Genomic DNA, 15098 nt, shown 5'->3' on the forward strand with positions numbered 1-15098 from the left:
GATTGGACCATGGAAAGCGGGCATCCAAAGGGCGCCCCGCTCTCAGAAAACTCTGGTTTTGATAGCTATCAGCGCTTGTCAGTAAAGCGCCAGCGCCATTTTTCTCATAAACCTCTGCAATGGCGCGGTCTTCCCCCCACAATCGCGCCATGCAAGTGCTTCTGGAAGCCCGCGACCTGCGCAAGCGCTATGGCACCGCCACCGTGGTGGATGGGCTGTCGTTCGCCATCGCGCCGGGGGAGTGCCTGGGCGTGATCGGCCCCAACGGCGCGGGCAAGACCACCACCCTGCGCATGTGCCTGGGCCTCACGGCGCCCGACGAGGGCAGCGTGCACTTTCACCCTGGCGGCGGCGCTGCGCCGCTCGCCATGCCGCAGGACGCGCTGGCCATCAAGGCACAACTGGGCGTGGTCACGCAGTTCGACAGCCTGGACCCGGACTTCAGCTGCGCCGAAAACCTGCGCGTGTTCGGCCGCTACTTCGGCCTGAAGGGCGCGGCCATGGCACAGCGCATCGCGCCGCTGCTGGAGTTCGCCGCGCTCACGGCCAAGGCCGATGCGCGGCCGGGCGAACTGTCGGGGGGCATGCGCCGGCGCCTGTCGCTGGCGCGCGCCCTGGTAAACGACCCGCGCCTGCTGTTGCTGGACGAGCCCACCACCGGCCTGGACCCGCAGGCGCGCCACCTGATGTGGGAGCGGCTGCAGCAGCTGCTGCAGGGCGGCAAGGCCATCCTGCTGACGACGCACTTCATGGATGAGGCCGAGCGCCTGTGCTCGCGCCTGCTGGTGCTGGACCATGGCCGCAAGATCGCCGAAGGCACGCCGCGCGCGCTGATCGCCGAGCACCTGGAACCCGACGTGGTCGAGGCCTACGGCCCCGGCGCGCTGGCCCTGGCACAGGATGCGCAGTTGCGTCCGCTGGCGCGGCGTGTGGAAGTCAGCGGCGAGACCGTGTTCTTCTACACGCAGGACGCACGCCCGCTGCTGCAGGCGCTGTCGGCCCATGGCAGCCTGCGCACCCTGCACCGGCCCGCGAACCTGGAGGACCTGTTCCTCAAGCTCACCGGACGTCAAATCCGCGAGGAAGGCTGACATGCCCACGCCCACCACGCCCAGCCCCTGGCGCGCGCCCGACCTGTCGATGCGCTGGTGGCCCGTGTTCCTGCGCAACCTGCTGGTGTGGCGCAAGCTGGCGGTGCCCAGCCTGCTGGGCAACATCGCCGAGCCGCTGATGTGGCTGGTGGCCTTCGGCTACGGCATGGGGGCGCTGGTGGGACAGGTGCAGGTGGGCGGGCAGAACGTGCCCTACATCCTGTTCCTGGCCAGTGGGTCGATCTGCATGAGCGCCATGAATGCGGCCAGCTTCGAAGCGCTGTACTCGGCCTTCTCGCGCATGCATGTGCAAAAGACCTGGGACGGCATCATGAACGCCCCCATCAGCCTGGACAGCGTGCTGCTGGCCGAGATGCTGTGGGCCGCATTCAAGGCGCTGTTCACCACCACCGCCATCCTGGGGGTGATGCTGGCGCTGGGCATCAGCTACAGCCCCAAGCTGATCGTGGCCTGGCCCGTGCTGCTGTGCGTGGGCATCATGTTTTCCAGCATCGCGCTCATCTTCAATGCGCTGGCCAAGGGCTACGACTTCTTCACCTATTACTTCACGCTGGTGCTCACGCCCATGATGTTCCTGTCGGGTGTTTTCTTCCCGCGCGAACAGCTGCCCACGGCCATACGCCTCGCCTCGGACTGGCTGCCACTCACCAACGCCGTGGAACTGGTGCGCCCCCTCTTCATGGACCAGTGGCCGCAGCACCCGCTGCGCCACGGCCTGGTGATCGCCGTGACCACCGTGGCCGCGTACTGGGTGGCCCTGGCGCTCACCCGCAAGCGCTTTCGCGCCTGAGCCTTTCACGCATGCCTACGCTTCTGAGCGCCGAATACATCGCCCTGGTGGACCGGGGCGTCTCCACCATCGTGGCCTCGCGCGACGCGCAGTTGCGCCCCAGCGTGATGCGCGCCGTAGGCGCGCGCATCAGCACCAACGGCCAGCGCATCACGGTCTTCCTGCGGCGAAGCCAGTCACGACAGCTTTTGGCCGACATTGCCACCACCGGCCACATTGCCGTGGTCTTCAGTGACCCGCCATCCCACCGCACGGTGCAGGTCAAGGCCACCGCCGCCGTGCAACGTGCCGTGCTGCCGGCCGACGAGCCCGCGCTGCAAAGCTACCTGTCCGCCATGCAGCATGCCGTGGCCCAGGTGGGCTATGGCCCGCAGTACACCGCGGCCATGCTGAATGCACCACGGGACGATCTGGTGGCAGTGGAGTTTTCGCCCGAAGCCGCGTTCGACCAGACCCCCGGCCCACATGCCGGCGAACCGTTGCGCAAGGAGCGCCAGCCGTGAACGTGCCGCCCACCCTGCGCTCCATCCGCGCCTGCCTGGAGGGCGCGATTCCTGCCATCATGGCCACCTGCGCCCCCGACGGCACGCCCAACGTGGCCTACATCTCACAGGTGGTCTACGTTGATGAGCAGCATGTGGCCCTGTCGTTCCAGTTCTTCAACAAGACGCGCGCCAACATCCTCGCCAACCCCTATGCCAGCGTGCTGGTGCTGGACCCCGTGACAGCACGCTGCTTTCGCCTGCACCTGCACTTCTTGCGCACGGAGGCGGAAGGCGCACTGTTTGAGCGCATGCGCGCGCAGCTGGCGGGCATCGCCTCGCACAACGGCATGGCGGGCGTCTTCGAACTCAAGGGATCGGACGTCTACGCCGTCGAGCGCATCGAACCCGTGCCCGGAGAAGGACTGGCACCCAGCCCCGCGCAACTGCCACGCGCCGATCTGCTGGGCGCCGTGCGCCTGTGCAGCCAGCGCCTGGCGCGCTGCACCACGCTCGACGAGCTGCTACAGACACTGCTGGCGGGCCTGCACGAGCATCTGCACGTGCAGCATGCGATGGTGCTCATGCTGGATGCGCAAGCGGGCCACCTGTACACCGTGGCAAGCCATGGCTACACACATTCGGGCGTGGGCTCGGAGATCAAGCTGGGCCAGGGCGTGATAGGGGTGGCCGCGCGCGAAGCCACGCCGGTACGCATCAGCCACATGACCCATGCCGCGCTGTACAGCCATGCCATGCGCAGCAGCCTGGGACAGAGCGCGCCCGCGCACGAGATTCCCTACCCGGGCCTGCCCGCGCCGCACAGCCAGCTGGCCGTGCCCCTGGTGAGCTGCGGCCGCACCCTGGGGGTGCTGTTCGTGGAAAGCCCGCTGGACCTGCAGTTCCGCTACCCGGAGGAAGACGCGCTGGTGGCGCTGGCAGGACAGCTGGCCACCGCGATCGACCTGCTGCAGTCGGCCGACGAAGCCACGGAGGCATCGCAAGAACCCGCGCCCGCGCCGGCGCCGCGGGGGGCGCCCGTGCGGGTGCGGCATTTCGCGGTGAACGACAGCGTGTTCGTCAATGACACCTACCTCATCAAGGGCGTGGCGGGCGCGATCCTGTGGAAGCTGCTGCGCGACCATGAGCGCACCGGACGCCAGGACTTCAGCAACCGCGAACTGCGTCTGGACCCCAGCCTGCGCCTGCCAGGCGTGGCCGACAACCTGGAGGCGCGCCTGCTGTTGCTGCAGCGCCGACTGCAGGAAAGCGACACCGGCATCCATATCGACAAGACCGGCCGTGGGCGACTGCGGCTGCGCCTGGACGCACCTGCGCAGTTGGAAGAGATGGCCGGCGGTTGAAGGTCGCGCCGCGGCGGCGCTCACTTGATTGGGCGCCGGCGCAGCAACTCGATGTTGGCGCGCTGCTCTGGGGTGAAGGATGCCAGCGCTTTGGTGCGCGAAGCCTTGTCAGCCAGCGATTCCATGGCGAGGAACATGCCCGCGTGCAGTGCGGCATACACCGCCGTGGCGTACTCGATGCTGCTGACCCGGTGGCGGGCCAGCAAGGCACGGATGCGCGGATCCGCATCCAGCTGACGCGCCAGCTCCTGAACGGACTGCGCGTCCGGCTCGTCGTCGTCGCCGGGACGTGCGGCTTCTGGCGACGCAGCCTGCAGTGCCTCCATGCGCTCCAGCAACTGGGGCGTGAGCCGAAAGCGTTCGGGGGGCGGGGGGCCCGCAGCCAGGGCACTCGCGCTGGCCACGCAAAGCCCGAATGCAGCCAGGGTATGGCGCAGCAACCAATGGCTCATCGCGCAAGCTCCAAAGCACGTGCCAGCTTGCCCCACTCGCCATCCGACAGGTGCGGCCGCATGACACTCAATGCCGTGTCAAAGATGCCGGGAGGCGCATTGCGCCGCATGTCACCGAGCACCATGGCCCTCTCGCTCGGGGTCATGCTGGGCAGCATCCAGCGCAGCGTGACGAGCATCTCGTCCGGCGGTATCGACGCTACCAGCGCATCCTCGATGGCAGCCAGTTCCGCGTCGCTGTAATGCGCCCAGAGCACCGCGTTGTGCGCCGTCTCCTCCAACTGCATGTGCTCGAAGTTGTGTGCCACGAACAGCGCCAGCTGCTGGTACAGCGCATGAGCCACGCGCGCTCGCCGCTCGCGCGGGCATTGCATGAGCTGCTGCGCCGCATCCGCCAGCGCCGCAATCGCCTGTCCATGACCATCATGTTCCTGCTCAACCGCGGCGGCGCTGCCAGGTGCATGGCGCTCCATGGCGGGATGCACGTAGGTGTTCTCGTGGTACAGGTGCGCGCGGCAAAAGCTCAGCAGCTGCAGCACGCGAGCGCCGGCCTGGGACAGTTCGAGGTCGTCCTCGGCGTCCACGCGACCCAGGCCCACGAGTGTGTCGACCATATAGGCGCGCAAGGCCTTGTGGATGAAGGCATAGAGGTCCATGCGCGGTGCGGCGGCGTCGGCCTGCGCGAGCGCGGTGATTTCCTGAGGGTTGAATTGCATCGTCGGTTCCGGTTCTTGTGGTGTTGCGGCTTGGGAGCCTCGCCTTCCCATGCGGCACATCGTGTGTCTCACAGGTGCTGTGCAGTCTAGGAACGGTGCAGCGCGCGTGCTGCTAAAAAACGCTTATGCGAACCCTCAAAATTTCTTAAGCGCGCACTGCCGAACCGGAGCGCGTCATGCAGCCTGGCGCAGCAAGTCCACCGCGCGCTCGGCAATCATCACCGTGGGTGCATTCGTGTTGCCGCTCACAATGCGCGGCATGATGGATGCGTCCACCACACGCAGAGCCTGCAGGCCATGCACACGCAGCTGGGCATCCACCACGTCCAGCGGACCGCAGCCCATGCGGCACGTGCCCACGGGGTGGTAGATGGTGTCGGCCCAGTCGCGGATGAACTGCTCGATCTGTGCATCGCTTTGCGCACGGGACGAATGGGACAGCTCACGCGCGCCCAGGCTGGCCAGGGCGGGCTGCGCCAGGATCTCGCGCATGCGCCGCACGCCGCGCACCAGGCGCTGCATGTCGTCGGGATCACTGAAGAATGCCGGGTCCACCAGCGGAGCGGCCGCCGGGTCGGCGCTGGCCAGCGTCACCCGGCCGCGGCTTCGGGGCTGCAGCAGGCATACATGGCAGGAATAGCCATGGCCCCATGTGGCCCGCCGGCCGTGGTCCAGCAGCTTGCCGACCACGAAGTGCAGCTGCAGGTCGGGCAATGGCTCTTCGGGGCGACTCTTGATGAAGCCGCCAGCCTCGGCGAAGTTGGTGGTCAGCATGCCGCTGCGGTGCGCACGCCACTCCCGCACGCCGCGCAGCACGTTCAGCGCCCCGGGCAGCGACAGGCCGAAGAGGTCCGTCAACCGCGGTGCGTCCATCACCTGCACCACGTCGGGATGGTCGTGCAGATGCGCGCCCACGCCCGGCAGATCGTGCACCACGCCAATGCCGTGGCTCTGCAACTGCGCGCCCGGCCCCACACCCGAGAGCATGAGCAATTGCGGCGATAGCAGCGCCCCCGCCGACAGCAGCACCTCACGCGTGGCGCGCACCTGCTGCGGCTGGCCGCCTCGGCGGTATTCCACGCCCGTGGCGCGCCGGCCCTCGAACAGGATGCGCGTGGCCTGCGCGCCGGTCACGACCTGCAGATTGGTCCGGCCCAGGTGGGGCGTGAGGTAGGCCTTGGCCACGCTGAAGCGTTCGCCCGCCCGGTGCGTGACCTGGTAGAGACCCACTCCCTCCAGTTGCGCGCCGTTGAAGTCGTCATTGCGTGGATGGCCAGCCTGCACGCCGGCTTCGACGAAGGCGCGGCTGGCACGCTGCGGCGACTGCAGGTCCGCCACATTCAGCGGCCCATCCGTGCCGTGCCAGGCGCTTGCACCGCGCTCGTTGTGCTCGGCCCGAAGGAAGTACGGCAGCACGTCGTTCCAACCCCATCCTGCATTGCCGGCCGCAGCCCAGTGGTCGTAGTCGCTGGCGTGGCCGCGCGCGTAGATCATGGCGTTGACCGAGCTGGAACCACCCAGCACCTTGCCGCGCGGCTGGTAGCCCCGACGCCCGCCCAAGCCCGCCTGCGGCGTGGTGTGCAGCCCCCAGTTGAAGGCGCCGCTGCGCGCCATGGCGGCCAGCCCCGCCGGGCAATGGATAAGCACACTGGCATCGCTGCCGCCCGCCTCCAACAGGCACACGCGCACCGTGGGGTCCTCGCTCAGCCGCCCCGCCAGCACGCAGCCCGCCGAGCCGCCCCCGATCACGACATAGTCGAACTCACGCATGCAGTGTCCCCTCGTTGTATGGCGATGCTGCAACGCAGCAGCAGACGCGCGATTGCCGATACCATCACGGCATCGTTTTTTTCTCACTACTACACTTTCAAGGGACATTTATATGACGATTTCGACCGTTGGCATCATCGGCGCGGGCACCATGGGCAACGGCATTGCCCAGGCATGCGCTGTGTCGGGCATCAATGTGGTGATGGTGGACATCTCCGACGCCGCCGTGCAAAAGGGCGTGGCCACCGTAGCAGGCAGCCTGGACCGCCTGATCAAGAAAGAAAAGATCACCGAAGCCGACAAGAGCGCCGCCCTCGCGCGCATCAAAACCTCCACCAGCTACGACGACCTGAAGGCCGCCCAGATCGTGATCGAGGCTGCCACCGAGAACTACGAACTCAAGCTCAAGATCCTCAAGCAGGTGGACGCGCTGGTGGCGCCCGAAGTGATCATTGCGTCCAACACCTCTTCGATCTCCATCACCAAGCTGGCCGCCGCCACGTCGCGCGCAGACCGGTTCATCGGCATGCATTTCTTCAACCCCGTGCCGATGATGGCGCTGGTGGAGATCATTCGCGGCCTGCAGACTTCCGACGCCACGCACGACGCGGTGAAGCAGCTCTCCGAGCGCCTGGGCAAGTCGCCCATCACTGTGAAGAACGCCCCCGGCTTCGTGGTCAACCGCATCCTGGTGCCCATGATCAACGAGGCCTTCTTCGTGCTGGCAGAGGGCCTGGCAACGCCCGAGGACATCGACGCCGGCATGAAGCTCGGCTGCAACCAGCCCATCGGCCCGCTGGCGCTGGCCGACATGATCGGTCTGGACGTGTGCCTGGCCGTGATGGACGTGTACCTGACCGAGTTCGGCGACAGCAAGTACCGCCCCTGCCCGCTGCTCAAGGAGATGGTGGCCGCCGGCCGCCTGGGCCGCAAGACCGGCCGCGGCGTGTACCAGTACTGACCTGACCCAGACCACCTGCCATGCCCGTTCGCAACCCCTTCAAGCACGCACTGGCCGCCGGTCAGGCGCAGATCGGCATCTGGTCCACCCTGCCATCACCCCTGGTCACCGAGCTGATCGCGGGATCGGGCTTTGACTGGGTGCTGCTGGACACGGAACACACGCCCAGCGACGTACCGCTCATGGTGCAGCAGCTGCAGGCCGTGGCCGCCGGCTGCCGGGACCACACGCACGGCGTGGTGCGCCCGGCCTGGAACGACCCGGTGCTGATCAAGCGCTACCTGGACATCGGCGCGCAAACGCTGCTGCTGCCCTTCGTGCAGAACGCGGACGAGGCGCGCGCCGCCGTGGCCGCCATGCGCTACGCGCCGCGCGGCATCCGCGGCATGGGCGGCTCCATGCGCGCCTCGGACTTCGGCCGCGACGCGGCCTATGTACGCGATGCGGAGAACGAGCTCTGCCTGCTGGTGCAGGTGGAGACGGCCGAGGCGCTGGAGCAGATTGAGGCCATCGCCGCGGTGGAGGGCGTGGACGGCATCTTCATCGGCCCGGCCGACCTGTCCGCCAGCATGGGCTTCCCGGGTGATGCCAACCATCCCACGGTGCGCGCCGCGATCGACAACGCGATCCGCCGCATCCGCGCGGCCGGCAAGGCACCCGGCATCCTCGTGGTGGACGAAGCCCGGGCGCGCGAATGCCTGGCCCTGGGCGCGCAGTTCGTGGCCGTGGGCATGGACATGCTCCTGCTGCGCCAGGCCGCGGACGGGCTGGCCGCGCGCTTCCGGCCAGATGCAAGCGGGCCCGTCGCCACGAGCTACTGACCCCGAGCGCCGCCCGCGCGGTCGGCGCTTCCGCCTACCAAACCGCCCGCCACAGCGTGTTTCGGTCGCCAATCTCGCTACATTAGCTATAGCTGCCAGCGGTGATATGGCGGCGATTCCAGCTTTCTACGTCTAGAAAAATTCCATCTGGGCGCTGCGCTACACTGCGCGCCAACAACCACCAGAGAGGGAAAAACCATGGACGTCCAGGTATCGTCCGAGCGCGCGCGGGCGCGCTCTGGGCTGCGCTCGTCCTTCGAGTCACAGGACATCGAGCCACACACCATGCGCTTCACGGGCAGCGGCGGCGAGTACTTCCGCGTGTGGATCGTGAACGTACTGCTGAGCATTCTGACGCTGGGCCTGTACACCCCCTGGGCGCGGCGGCGTACGGCTCAGTACTTCTACGGCCACACGCTGGTGGCAGGCAGCCCCCTGGAATTCACCGCGCAGCAGCGGCGCATGGTGGTGGGCTTCGTCGTGCTGCTGCTGCTCACGGTGGCCTACCAGTTGGCCGTCAACACGGGGCAGGACACGGCCGTGGGCCTTTTCATCCTGGGCGGCGCGGCCCTGTCGCCGCTGATCTGGGGCAGCGCCATGCGCTTTCGCCTGGCCAACACGCGCTGGCGCGGGCTGCGTCTGCAGTTCGCGGCGAGCTGGCGCGAGGTCTACACCGCCAGCTGGCCCGTGTTCGCTCTGGCACTGGTGTGGCTGGGCGTGTTCTGGGGCCTGCAGCCCCTGGCCCCGGCCGCGGTGGTGAACGAAGAAACCGGCCGCAAGCTGCCCGAGGTCACCGCGCCGCTGATAGGTCTGGTGGCGCTGGGCCTGCTGCTCACGGTGCTGTGCATCATCCGGCTGGAGTTCAACTACCGCAGCCTCCTGGTGCTGCGCTCACGCATCGGCAACGAGGCCGGCCGCTGGAAGCCCGTGTACATGGATTTCGTGAAGCTGTGGCTTGCCACGCTGGCGGTGTTTCTCGTCTCGCTGCTGGTGCTCGTCGCGCTGGTCGCGGGCCTCTTCACGGGCTCGCTCGGACTCGTGTCCAAGCTGGGCAAGGGCGGGATGGGGCTGGGCATCTTCGTGCTGATCATGGCGGCCTTCGTGGGCGCGCTGCTGGCGATGATGCTGGCCACCGCACCGGCACGCGCCTATCGCGAGGCCGCGCTGTTTCGCCTGACCTGGAGCAACATCGGTGTGAGCCGCATCGCGCGCTTCAAGTGCAACCTCAGCACGGGCGGCTATGTGCTGCTGCGGCTGCGCAACATGCTGCTCACGGTACTAACGCTGGGGTTCTTCCGCCCATTCGCCATGGTGAGCGAATACCGCATGAAGCTCGAATCCGTCACCGTCCATGTCAAGGGCGGCGTGGACCAGGTGGCGGGGCGCCTGGGCCGGCAGCAGCCGGGCGGCATCGGCGATGCGCTGGCCGACGCGGCGGGCCTGGACCTGATCGGATGACCGGCCGCCCCAAAACACCTTCGTCCGGCGCCCCCTCGCGGAGACGCGATTGACGGGCATGGTGCTCGCCCATTGGTTCGACGGGCGCAGCAGCCGACCGCGCGCGGTGCAGGTGCGGCTGCTGCCCGCGCCCGACGGCCCCGCGCTGGAACTGCATGTGCCCGGTGCGCCGCCGCGCCGCTTTGCCCACCGCGCCGTGGCCTGGCCCGAGGCCTGGAACGCCCGGCGTCCGCAACCAAAACTCGTGGCCGATCTGGGCGACGACGGCAGCCTGGAGATCGACGACCCCGCCGCCTGGCAGGCCGCGCTGGATGCGGCCGGCCACCGGCCGGGGCTGGCGCAGCGCATGCAAACGCGCTGGGGCGTGTTTGCCGTCGTCCTGGTGCTGGCCGTGGCCGGGTTGTTCGCGTTCTACCGCCACGGCACGCCCTGGCTGGCCGCGCAGCTCACGCGCCATGTGCCGCTGGCCTGGGAGGTGGCGCTGGCCCAGAGTGCGCTGGCGCAGATGGACGCGGGCACGCTCAAGCCCACCACGCTCACACCTGCGCGCCAAGCCGCGCTGCGCGCACGTTTCGATGCGCTGCTGACCGCTTCGCCCGCGGCGCTGCAGCGCTATGGCAGTTACGCGCCGCACTACACGCTCGCGTTCCGCTCCGGCCTGGGGCCCAATGCCTTCGCCTTGCCCGGCGGCACGGTGGTGATGACCGATGCGCTGGTGGAAACCGCCCGCGCGCAACGCCTGGACGACGACGCGCTGGTGGGCGTGCTGGCACACGAGATCGGCCATGTGGCCCACCGGCATACCACGCGCATGCTCGTCGAGCAGGGGGTGCTGCAGGTGGGTCTGGGGCTGGCGCTGGGTGACGTGTCCGGCCTGGTGGCCACGGGCAGTTCGTTGCTCACGGGCCTGGCCTACAGCCGCAGCCATGAGCGCGAGGCCGACTGCCACGCGCTCGCACTGATGCGCCATGCCGGCCTGCCCACCGCACCGATGGGCGATCTGCTGTTGGCCATGCTGCGGGACGAGGATTCCACAACCCCCTCCCCGCAGGCCGGCAAGGCCCCTCCCACGCCCGAGGACCCGCCGCAATCCCACGGCCTGTGGACGCTGCTGAGCACCCATCCGGACACGCTGGAGCGCGCCACCGCGCTGCGCGCCGGCCATGCGCCGTATTGCTCCTGAGCGCTCCTGAAAAAAGAGCTGCCAGCGCTTGACTGTCAAGGGCTAGCAGCTGTTTTGGCATAAAAGTGTGAAGCGCGCCGATAAGCCGGATTCTGTGCACTGCGGTTGCCCGCAGCGTGACCGCCATTAATCTGGGCCGGGTGTCACCACCACGGCTCGGTGCTACCTACCCGCCAGCTCCGCGGAACCACGTCAACGCTGGCCTACTTGGTATTGCTGCGCGTAGAGATTGCCCGTTTCACCCCCAGTGGTCTGCCTTCGCAGGCACTCCCCCGGGACTCGTCTCTGTTGCTCTGATCCTCACCTCACGGTGGGCAGCCGTTAGCTGCTACGCTGTCCTGTGCAGTCCGGACGTTCCTCCAGTGCCTGGTTTCCCAGATTGCACCAGCGGCGGTCTGGCGTGCTTCACGGGCGCAATTATCCGCGTTTCTCCGCTGCGGCGCGCGGCCGGCGCGCTCAATGCGCGGGCAATAACTGGAAGATGTTGTAGGCAATGAGCAGCAGCGCGCCCACGATGCCCACCATCATCAGCGCCGGGCCCCAGCGCGACTCGCGCGCCGAGAAACCGATCAGCATCAGCGCACAACTCGCGGTGAGCATGAGCATGGTGGTGTGCAGCAAGGTCATGGCGCAGGAGGGAAAGTGAAGACGAGACCATTGTCGCGCGCACACCCGACCGATGGCACAGGCGGGCGCGCACGCGCCGGCAAATCTTGATGCATATCAATCAAGCCGACCCACAGGCGGACGATTCACGCCGGCGCCATATCCACAGCGGGAATATCCATATCGCGACGCCGCTGAACGACTCCCCCACAATGGACGCCTCTCCCGCTTTGCCGGATTCCCACCCTCTACCCTGGAGACACCATGCGAGTCGACAACATCCTGCACACCATCGGCAACACTCCCCACGTGCGCATCAATCGCCTGTTCGGCGCGGGTGCCAACGTGTGGGTGAAGTCCGAGCGCGCCAACCCAGGCGGTTCCATCAAGGACCGCATCGCCCTGGCGATGGTCGAGGCGGCCGAGCGCAGTGGCGCTCTGCAGCCCGGCGGCACCATCATCGAGCCCACCTCGGGCAACACCGGCATTGGCTTGGCGCTGGTAGCGGCCGTCAAGGGCTACCAGCTGGTGCTGGTGATGCCTGACAGCATGTCCATCGAACGCCGCCGCCTGATGCTGGCCTACGGCGCCCGCTTCGACCTCACGCCCAAGGAAAAGGGCATGAAAGGCGCCATCGCCCGCGCGCAGGAACTGGTGGCCGCGACACCCGGCAGTTGGATGCCCCAACAGTTCGAAAACCCGGCCAACGTCGAGGTGCACATGCGCACCACGGCGCAGGAAATCACCGCCGACTTCCCCGACGGGCTGGACGCACTCGTCACCGGTGTGGGCACGGGCGGGCACATCACGGGCGTGGCGCGCGTGCTCAAGGCGCAGTTTCCGCAGCTCAAGGTGTTCGCGGTGGAGCCTTCGCAATCGCCCGTGCTGTCGGGCGGCCAGCCCGGCCCGCACCCCATCCAGGGCCTGGGCGCGGGCTTCGTGCCGCAGATTATGGACACCAGCCTGCTGGACGGCGTGATCCAGGTCGAGGCCGAGCCCGCGCGTGAATACGCCCGCCGCGCCGCGCGCGAGGAAGGGCTGCTGGTGGGCATTTCCTCCGGCGCCACACTGGCCGCCATTGCCCAGAAGCTGCCTGAGTTGCCCGCGGGCGCGCGGGTGCTGGGCTTCAACTACGACACCGGCGAACGCTATCTGTCGGTCGAGGGCTTCCTGCCCGCCTGACACGCCTGGCGCACCTTTTCGACAAGGCCCCGCAAGGGGCCTTTTTTATGCCTTGCCGCCAACGCAACGACGCGGCATGTTCACGCACCGGCATGGTCCACCGTCCTACAGCCGCGTGCCGGCCGCCAGGGAAACAATGCCCCATCGCCCTCCGCTGCCGCGCTGCGGTGCGCCCCCCGGCAGCGGGCCGGCATTGGATTTCCCCATGACTCAGAACCCGCCTTCTTCCTCCCCCGTCGCGTTCAAGGTGCTGACCGTGAACGTGCACAAGGGGTTCACGTCCTTCAACCGCCGCTTCATGTTGCACGAGTTGCGCGAGGCGGTGCGCCAGGTATCGGCCGACCTCGTGTTCCTGCAGGAGGTGCTGGGCACGCACCAGCGCCATGCGGGGCGCGTGACCAATTTCCCACAGGAGCCGCACTACGAGTTCCTGGCCGACTCCATCTGGACGCAGTACGCCTATGGCCGCAATGCGGTCTACACCGATGGCCACCACGGCAACGCGTTGCTGTCCAAGTTCCCGATCGTGCACTACGAGAACCACGACATCTCGGTCAGCGGCCCGGAGCGCCGCGGCATGCTGCACTGCGTGCTGCAGCCGCCCCAGCATTCACGGCCGGTACATGCCATCTGCGTACACCTGGGCCTGCAGGAGGCGCACCGCCAGCAGCAGTTGCGCCGCGTGTCCGCGCTGGTGCATTCGTTTCCCGCGCAGGACCCGGTGATCGTCGCGGGTGACTTCAACGACTGGCGCGGCCGCGCGCACGACGTGCTGCAGCGCGAAGCCGGCCTGCATGAAGTGTTCGTGCAAGCCTGCGGGCGGGCCGTGCGCACCTTTCCCGCATCGCTGCCGTTGCTGCCGCTGGACCGCATCTACGTGCGCGGCACCTCGGTGCACACGCCGATGAGTCTGCCGCGCAGGCCCTGGAACCGCCTGTCGGACCACGCACCGCTGGCCGCGGAGATCCTCCTGTGATGCGCCCGCGCCCGTCCTCGCGCTGGATACCCGGCAACCACTTTCGCCTGCTGGAGAACGGCGAGGAGTTCTTCCCGCGCGTGTTCGAGGCCATTGCCCAGGCGCAGCGCGAGGTGATGGTGGAGACCTTCATCCTGTTCGACGACCACATCGGCCAGGGGCTGCACGCGGCGCTGCTGCAGGCGGCGCGGCGCGGCGTGTCGGTGCACCTGCTGGTGGACGGCTTTGGCTCGCCCGACCTGCCTGATCATTTTGTCGACAGCCTGGTGCAGGCGGGCGTGCGTTTTCGTGTGTTCGACCCAGGGCGGCGCCTCTTCGGCCAGCGCCTGAACCTGCTGCGGCGCATGCACCGCAAGATCGTGGTGGTGGACGGCACGCTGGGCTTCATCGGCGGCATCAACTACTCGGCGGACCACGTGGCGGACTTCGGCCCGCAGGCCAAGCAAGACTATGCCGTCGAGGTGCATGGCCCCATCGTGGCGCACATGCACCGCTTCACCCGCACGGCGGTCCTGCCCCCGTCTGTCCAGCGCACCCACCGCCACGGACCGCTGCCGCAGCTGCCCGCAGCGGGCTCAGCCCACGCCATGTTCGTCACGCGCGACAACCACCGGCATACCAACGACATCGAGCGCCACTACCGTATCGCCCTGCGCGCCGCGCGCGAGCGCGTGGTGATCGCCAACGCGTATTTCTTCCCCGGCTACCGGCTGGTGCGCGAGCTGCGCCGCGCGGCGCGGCGCGGGGTGGACGTGCGCCTGATCCTGCAGGGCGAACCCGACATGCCCATCGTGAAGACCGCGGCTGGCCTGCTGTACGACCACCTGCTGCGCGCGGGAGTGCACATTTACGAGTACTGCGAGCGCCCGCTGCACGGCAAGGTGGCGCTGGTGGACCGCGAGTGGTCCACCGTTGGCTCCAGCAATCTCGACCCCCTCAGCCTGTCGCTCAACCTGGAGGCGAACGTCGTCATCCGCGATGCCTCCTTCAATGCGCTGCTGTACCAGCGCCTGTCGCGCCTGATGCAGCGGCACTGCCGCCAGGTGGAGCCCGCTCCGCGCGGCGCCTGGGAGGCCCTGCGCCTGCTGCGCGGCTACTGCGTGTACCACCTCATGCGCTGGTTTCCCGCCTGGGCGGGCTGGCTGCCGCGACACGAGCCCGCCATCACCGTCATGCAGGCCGAGCCGCCCGCTGACCAAACGGCGCGCGCGTCCTGAGGCAGCCC

The 15098-nt window shown here is 68.0% G+C and carries 15 protein-coding genes and 1 other RNA gene; 11 read left to right on the plus strand and 5 right to left on the minus strand.

Annotated elements, in window-relative coordinates; all coding sequences use genetic code 11:
* The first annotated feature begins 149 nt into the window (after nucleotides 1–149).
* From QY917_RS11620 to QY917_RS11635, 4 genes are read left to right on the plus strand one after another with little or no spacing between them, the layout of a single operon-like run.
* On the plus strand, nucleotides 150–1091 hold the full coding sequence (locus tag QY917_RS11620; protein WP_103738795.1) for an ATP-binding cassette domain-containing protein: 942 nt from the start codon (nucleotides 150–152) through the stop codon (nucleotides 1089–1091).
* A gap of 1 nt (nucleotide 1092) precedes the next feature.
* Nucleotides 1093–1902 carry an ABC transporter permease gene (locus QY917_RS11625; RefSeq protein WP_011806805.1) on the plus strand — a complete coding sequence of 270 codons (810 nt, stop codon included), beginning with the start codon at nucleotides 1093–1095 and terminating at the stop codon, nucleotides 1900–1902.
* 11 nt (nucleotides 1903–1913) lie between these two features.
* Complete coding sequence (locus QY917_RS11630; RefSeq protein WP_088887735.1) at nucleotides 1914–2405, plus strand: hypothetical protein; 492 nt, start codon at nucleotides 1914–1916, stop codon at nucleotides 2403–2405.
* Complete coding sequence (locus QY917_RS11635; protein WP_123676101.1) at nucleotides 2402–3748, plus strand: GAF domain-containing protein; 1347 nt, start codon at nucleotides 2402–2404, stop codon at nucleotides 3746–3748. Before QY917_RS11630 ends, QY917_RS11635 begins: the two co-directional genes overlap by 4 nt.
* Nucleotides 3749–3768: 20 nt before the next feature.
* Here the strand turns inward: QY917_RS11635 and QY917_RS11640 are convergent, their stop codons facing one another.
* The 3 genes from QY917_RS11640 to QY917_RS11650 all read right to left on the minus strand — a co-directional run bounded on the left by QY917_RS11640 (nucleotide 3769) and on the right by QY917_RS11650 (nucleotide 6686).
* Nucleotides 3769–4200: a hypothetical protein gene (locus QY917_RS11640; protein ID WP_123676100.1), complete on the minus strand. Its 432-nt coding sequence runs from the start codon at nucleotides 4198–4200 to the stop codon at nucleotides 3769–3771.
* On the minus strand, nucleotides 4197–4916 hold the full coding sequence (locus tag QY917_RS11645) for a hypothetical protein (RefSeq protein WP_123676099.1): 720 nt from the start codon (nucleotides 4914–4916) through the stop codon (nucleotides 4197–4199). Before QY917_RS11645 ends, QY917_RS11640 begins: the two co-directional genes overlap by 4 nt.
* A gap of 174 nt (nucleotides 4917–5090) precedes the next feature.
* Nucleotides 5091–6686, minus strand: coding sequence for a GMC family oxidoreductase (locus QY917_RS11650; protein ID WP_123676098.1), 1596 nt, complete (start codon nucleotides 6684–6686; stop codon nucleotides 5091–5093).
* A 112-nt stretch (nucleotides 6687–6798) separates the two neighbouring features.
* Between QY917_RS11650 and QY917_RS11655 the strand changes: the two genes are divergently transcribed.
* The 4 genes from QY917_RS11655 to QY917_RS11670 all read left to right on the plus strand — a co-directional run bounded on the left by QY917_RS11655 (nucleotide 6799) and on the right by QY917_RS11670 (nucleotide 11109).
* Nucleotides 6799–7647 (plus strand): 3-hydroxybutyryl-CoA dehydrogenase, encoded by an 849-nt coding sequence (locus QY917_RS11655; protein ID WP_088887740.1) that lies wholly within the window; start codon nucleotides 6799–6801, stop codon nucleotides 7645–7647.
* Nucleotides 7648–7667: 20 nt separating this feature from the next.
* Nucleotides 7668–8468: an HpcH/HpaI aldolase/citrate lyase family protein gene (locus QY917_RS11660; RefSeq protein ID WP_123676097.1), complete on the plus strand. Its 801-nt coding sequence runs from the start codon at nucleotides 7668–7670 to the stop codon at nucleotides 8466–8468.
* A gap of 198 nt (nucleotides 8469–8666) precedes the next feature.
* Nucleotides 8667–9926 carry a YjgN family protein gene (locus tag QY917_RS11665; protein WP_123676096.1) on the plus strand — a complete coding sequence of 420 codons (1260 nt, stop codon included), beginning with the start codon at nucleotides 8667–8669 and terminating at the stop codon, nucleotides 9924–9926.
* Between the two features lie 58 nt (nucleotides 9927–9984).
* The gene (locus tag QY917_RS11670) at nucleotides 9985–11109 is read left to right on the plus strand and encodes a M48 family metallopeptidase (protein ID WP_123676095.1); all 1125 of its coding nucleotides are present in this window, start codon (nucleotides 9985–9987) and stop codon (nucleotides 11107–11109) included.
* A 65-nt stretch (nucleotides 11110–11174) separates the two neighbouring features.
* On the opposite strand, the gene rnpB is transcribed toward QY917_RS11670, so the two are convergent.
* Both rnpB and QY917_RS11680 read right to left on the minus strand, forming a co-directional pair.
* An RNA gene (gene rnpB, locus QY917_RS11675) (RNase P RNA component class A) lies at nucleotides 11175–11516 on the minus strand.
* A gap of 49 nt (nucleotides 11517–11565) precedes the next feature.
* On the minus strand, nucleotides 11566–11736 hold the full coding sequence (locus QY917_RS11680) for a hypothetical protein (protein WP_015914283.1): 171 nt from the start codon (nucleotides 11734–11736) through the stop codon (nucleotides 11566–11568).
* 243 nt (nucleotides 11737–11979) lie between these two features.
* On the opposite strand from QY917_RS11680, the gene cysK reads away from it, so the two are divergent.
* The 3 genes from cysK to clsB all read left to right on the plus strand — a co-directional run bounded on the left by cysK (nucleotide 11980) and on the right by clsB (nucleotide 15090).
* Complete coding sequence (cysK, locus tag QY917_RS11685; protein WP_123676094.1) at nucleotides 11980–12897, plus strand: cysteine synthase A; 918 nt, start codon at nucleotides 11980–11982, stop codon at nucleotides 12895–12897.
* 205 nt (nucleotides 12898–13102) lie between these two features.
* The gene (locus QY917_RS11690) at nucleotides 13103–13873 is read left to right on the plus strand and encodes an endonuclease/exonuclease/phosphatase family protein (RefSeq protein WP_047349377.1); all 771 of its coding nucleotides are present in this window, start codon (nucleotides 13103–13105) and stop codon (nucleotides 13871–13873) included.
* Nucleotides 13873–15090, plus strand: coding sequence for a cardiolipin synthase ClsB (clsB, locus tag QY917_RS11695; RefSeq protein WP_123676093.1), 1218 nt, complete (start codon nucleotides 13873–13875; stop codon nucleotides 15088–15090). Before QY917_RS11690 ends, clsB begins: the two co-directional genes overlap by 1 nt.
* Nucleotides 15091–15098: the final 8 nt, after the last annotated feature.

Origin of the sequence: Diaphorobacter sp. C33 (genome assembly GCF_030503915.1) — a bacterium.
Taxonomy (GTDB): domain Bacteria; phylum Pseudomonadota; class Gammaproteobacteria; order Burkholderiales; family Burkholderiaceae_C; genus Diaphorobacter; species Diaphorobacter nitroreducens.

Bases quoted from the DNA above. Each gene is read 5' to 3' on its own strand.
- QY917_RS11670 (WP_123676095.1), top strand. From the start codon at position 9,985: ATGGTGCTCGCCCATTGGTTCGACGGGCGCAGCAGCCGACCGCGCGCG.
- QY917_RS11660 (WP_123676097.1), top strand. From the start codon at position 7,668: ATGCCCGTTCGCAACCCCTTCAAGCACGCACTGGCCGCCGGTCAGGCG.
- QY917_RS11620 (WP_103738795.1), top strand. From the start codon at position 150: ATGCAAGTGCTTCTGGAAGCCCGCGACCTGCGCAAGCGCTATGGCACC.
- cysK (WP_123676094.1), top strand. From the start codon at position 11,980: ATGCGAGTCGACAACATCCTGCACACCATCGGCAACACTCCCCACGTG.
- QY917_RS11690 (WP_047349377.1), top strand. From the start codon at position 13,103: ATGACTCAGAACCCGCCTTCTTCCTCCCCCGTCGCGTTCAAGGTGCTG.
- QY917_RS11680 (WP_015914283.1), bottom strand. From the start codon at position 11,736: ATGACCTTGCTGCACACCACCATGCTCATGCTCACCGCGAGTTGTGCG.
- QY917_RS11645 (WP_123676099.1), bottom strand. From the start codon at position 4,916: ATGCAATTCAACCCTCAGGAAATCACCGCGCTCGCGCAGGCCGACGCC.
- QY917_RS11625 (WP_011806805.1), top strand. From the start codon at position 1,093: ATGCCCACGCCCACCACGCCCAGCCCCTGGCGCGCGCCCGACCTGTCG.
- QY917_RS11630 (WP_088887735.1), top strand. From the start codon at position 1,914: ATGCCTACGCTTCTGAGCGCCGAATACATCGCCCTGGTGGACCGGGGC.
- QY917_RS11665 (WP_123676096.1), top strand. From the start codon at position 8,667: ATGGACGTCCAGGTATCGTCCGAGCGCGCGCGGGCGCGCTCTGGGCTG.
- QY917_RS11655 (WP_088887740.1), top strand. From the start codon at position 6,799: ATGACGATTTCGACCGTTGGCATCATCGGCGCGGGCACCATGGGCAAC.
- QY917_RS11640 (WP_123676100.1), bottom strand. From the start codon at position 4,200: ATGAGCCATTGGTTGCTGCGCCATACCCTGGCTGCATTCGGGCTTTGC.
- clsB (WP_123676093.1), top strand. From the start codon at position 13,873: ATGCGCCCGCGCCCGTCCTCGCGCTGGATACCCGGCAACCACTTTCGC.
- QY917_RS11650 (WP_123676098.1), bottom strand. From the start codon at position 6,686: ATGCGTGAGTTCGACTATGTCGTGATCGGGGGCGGCTCGGCGGGCTGC.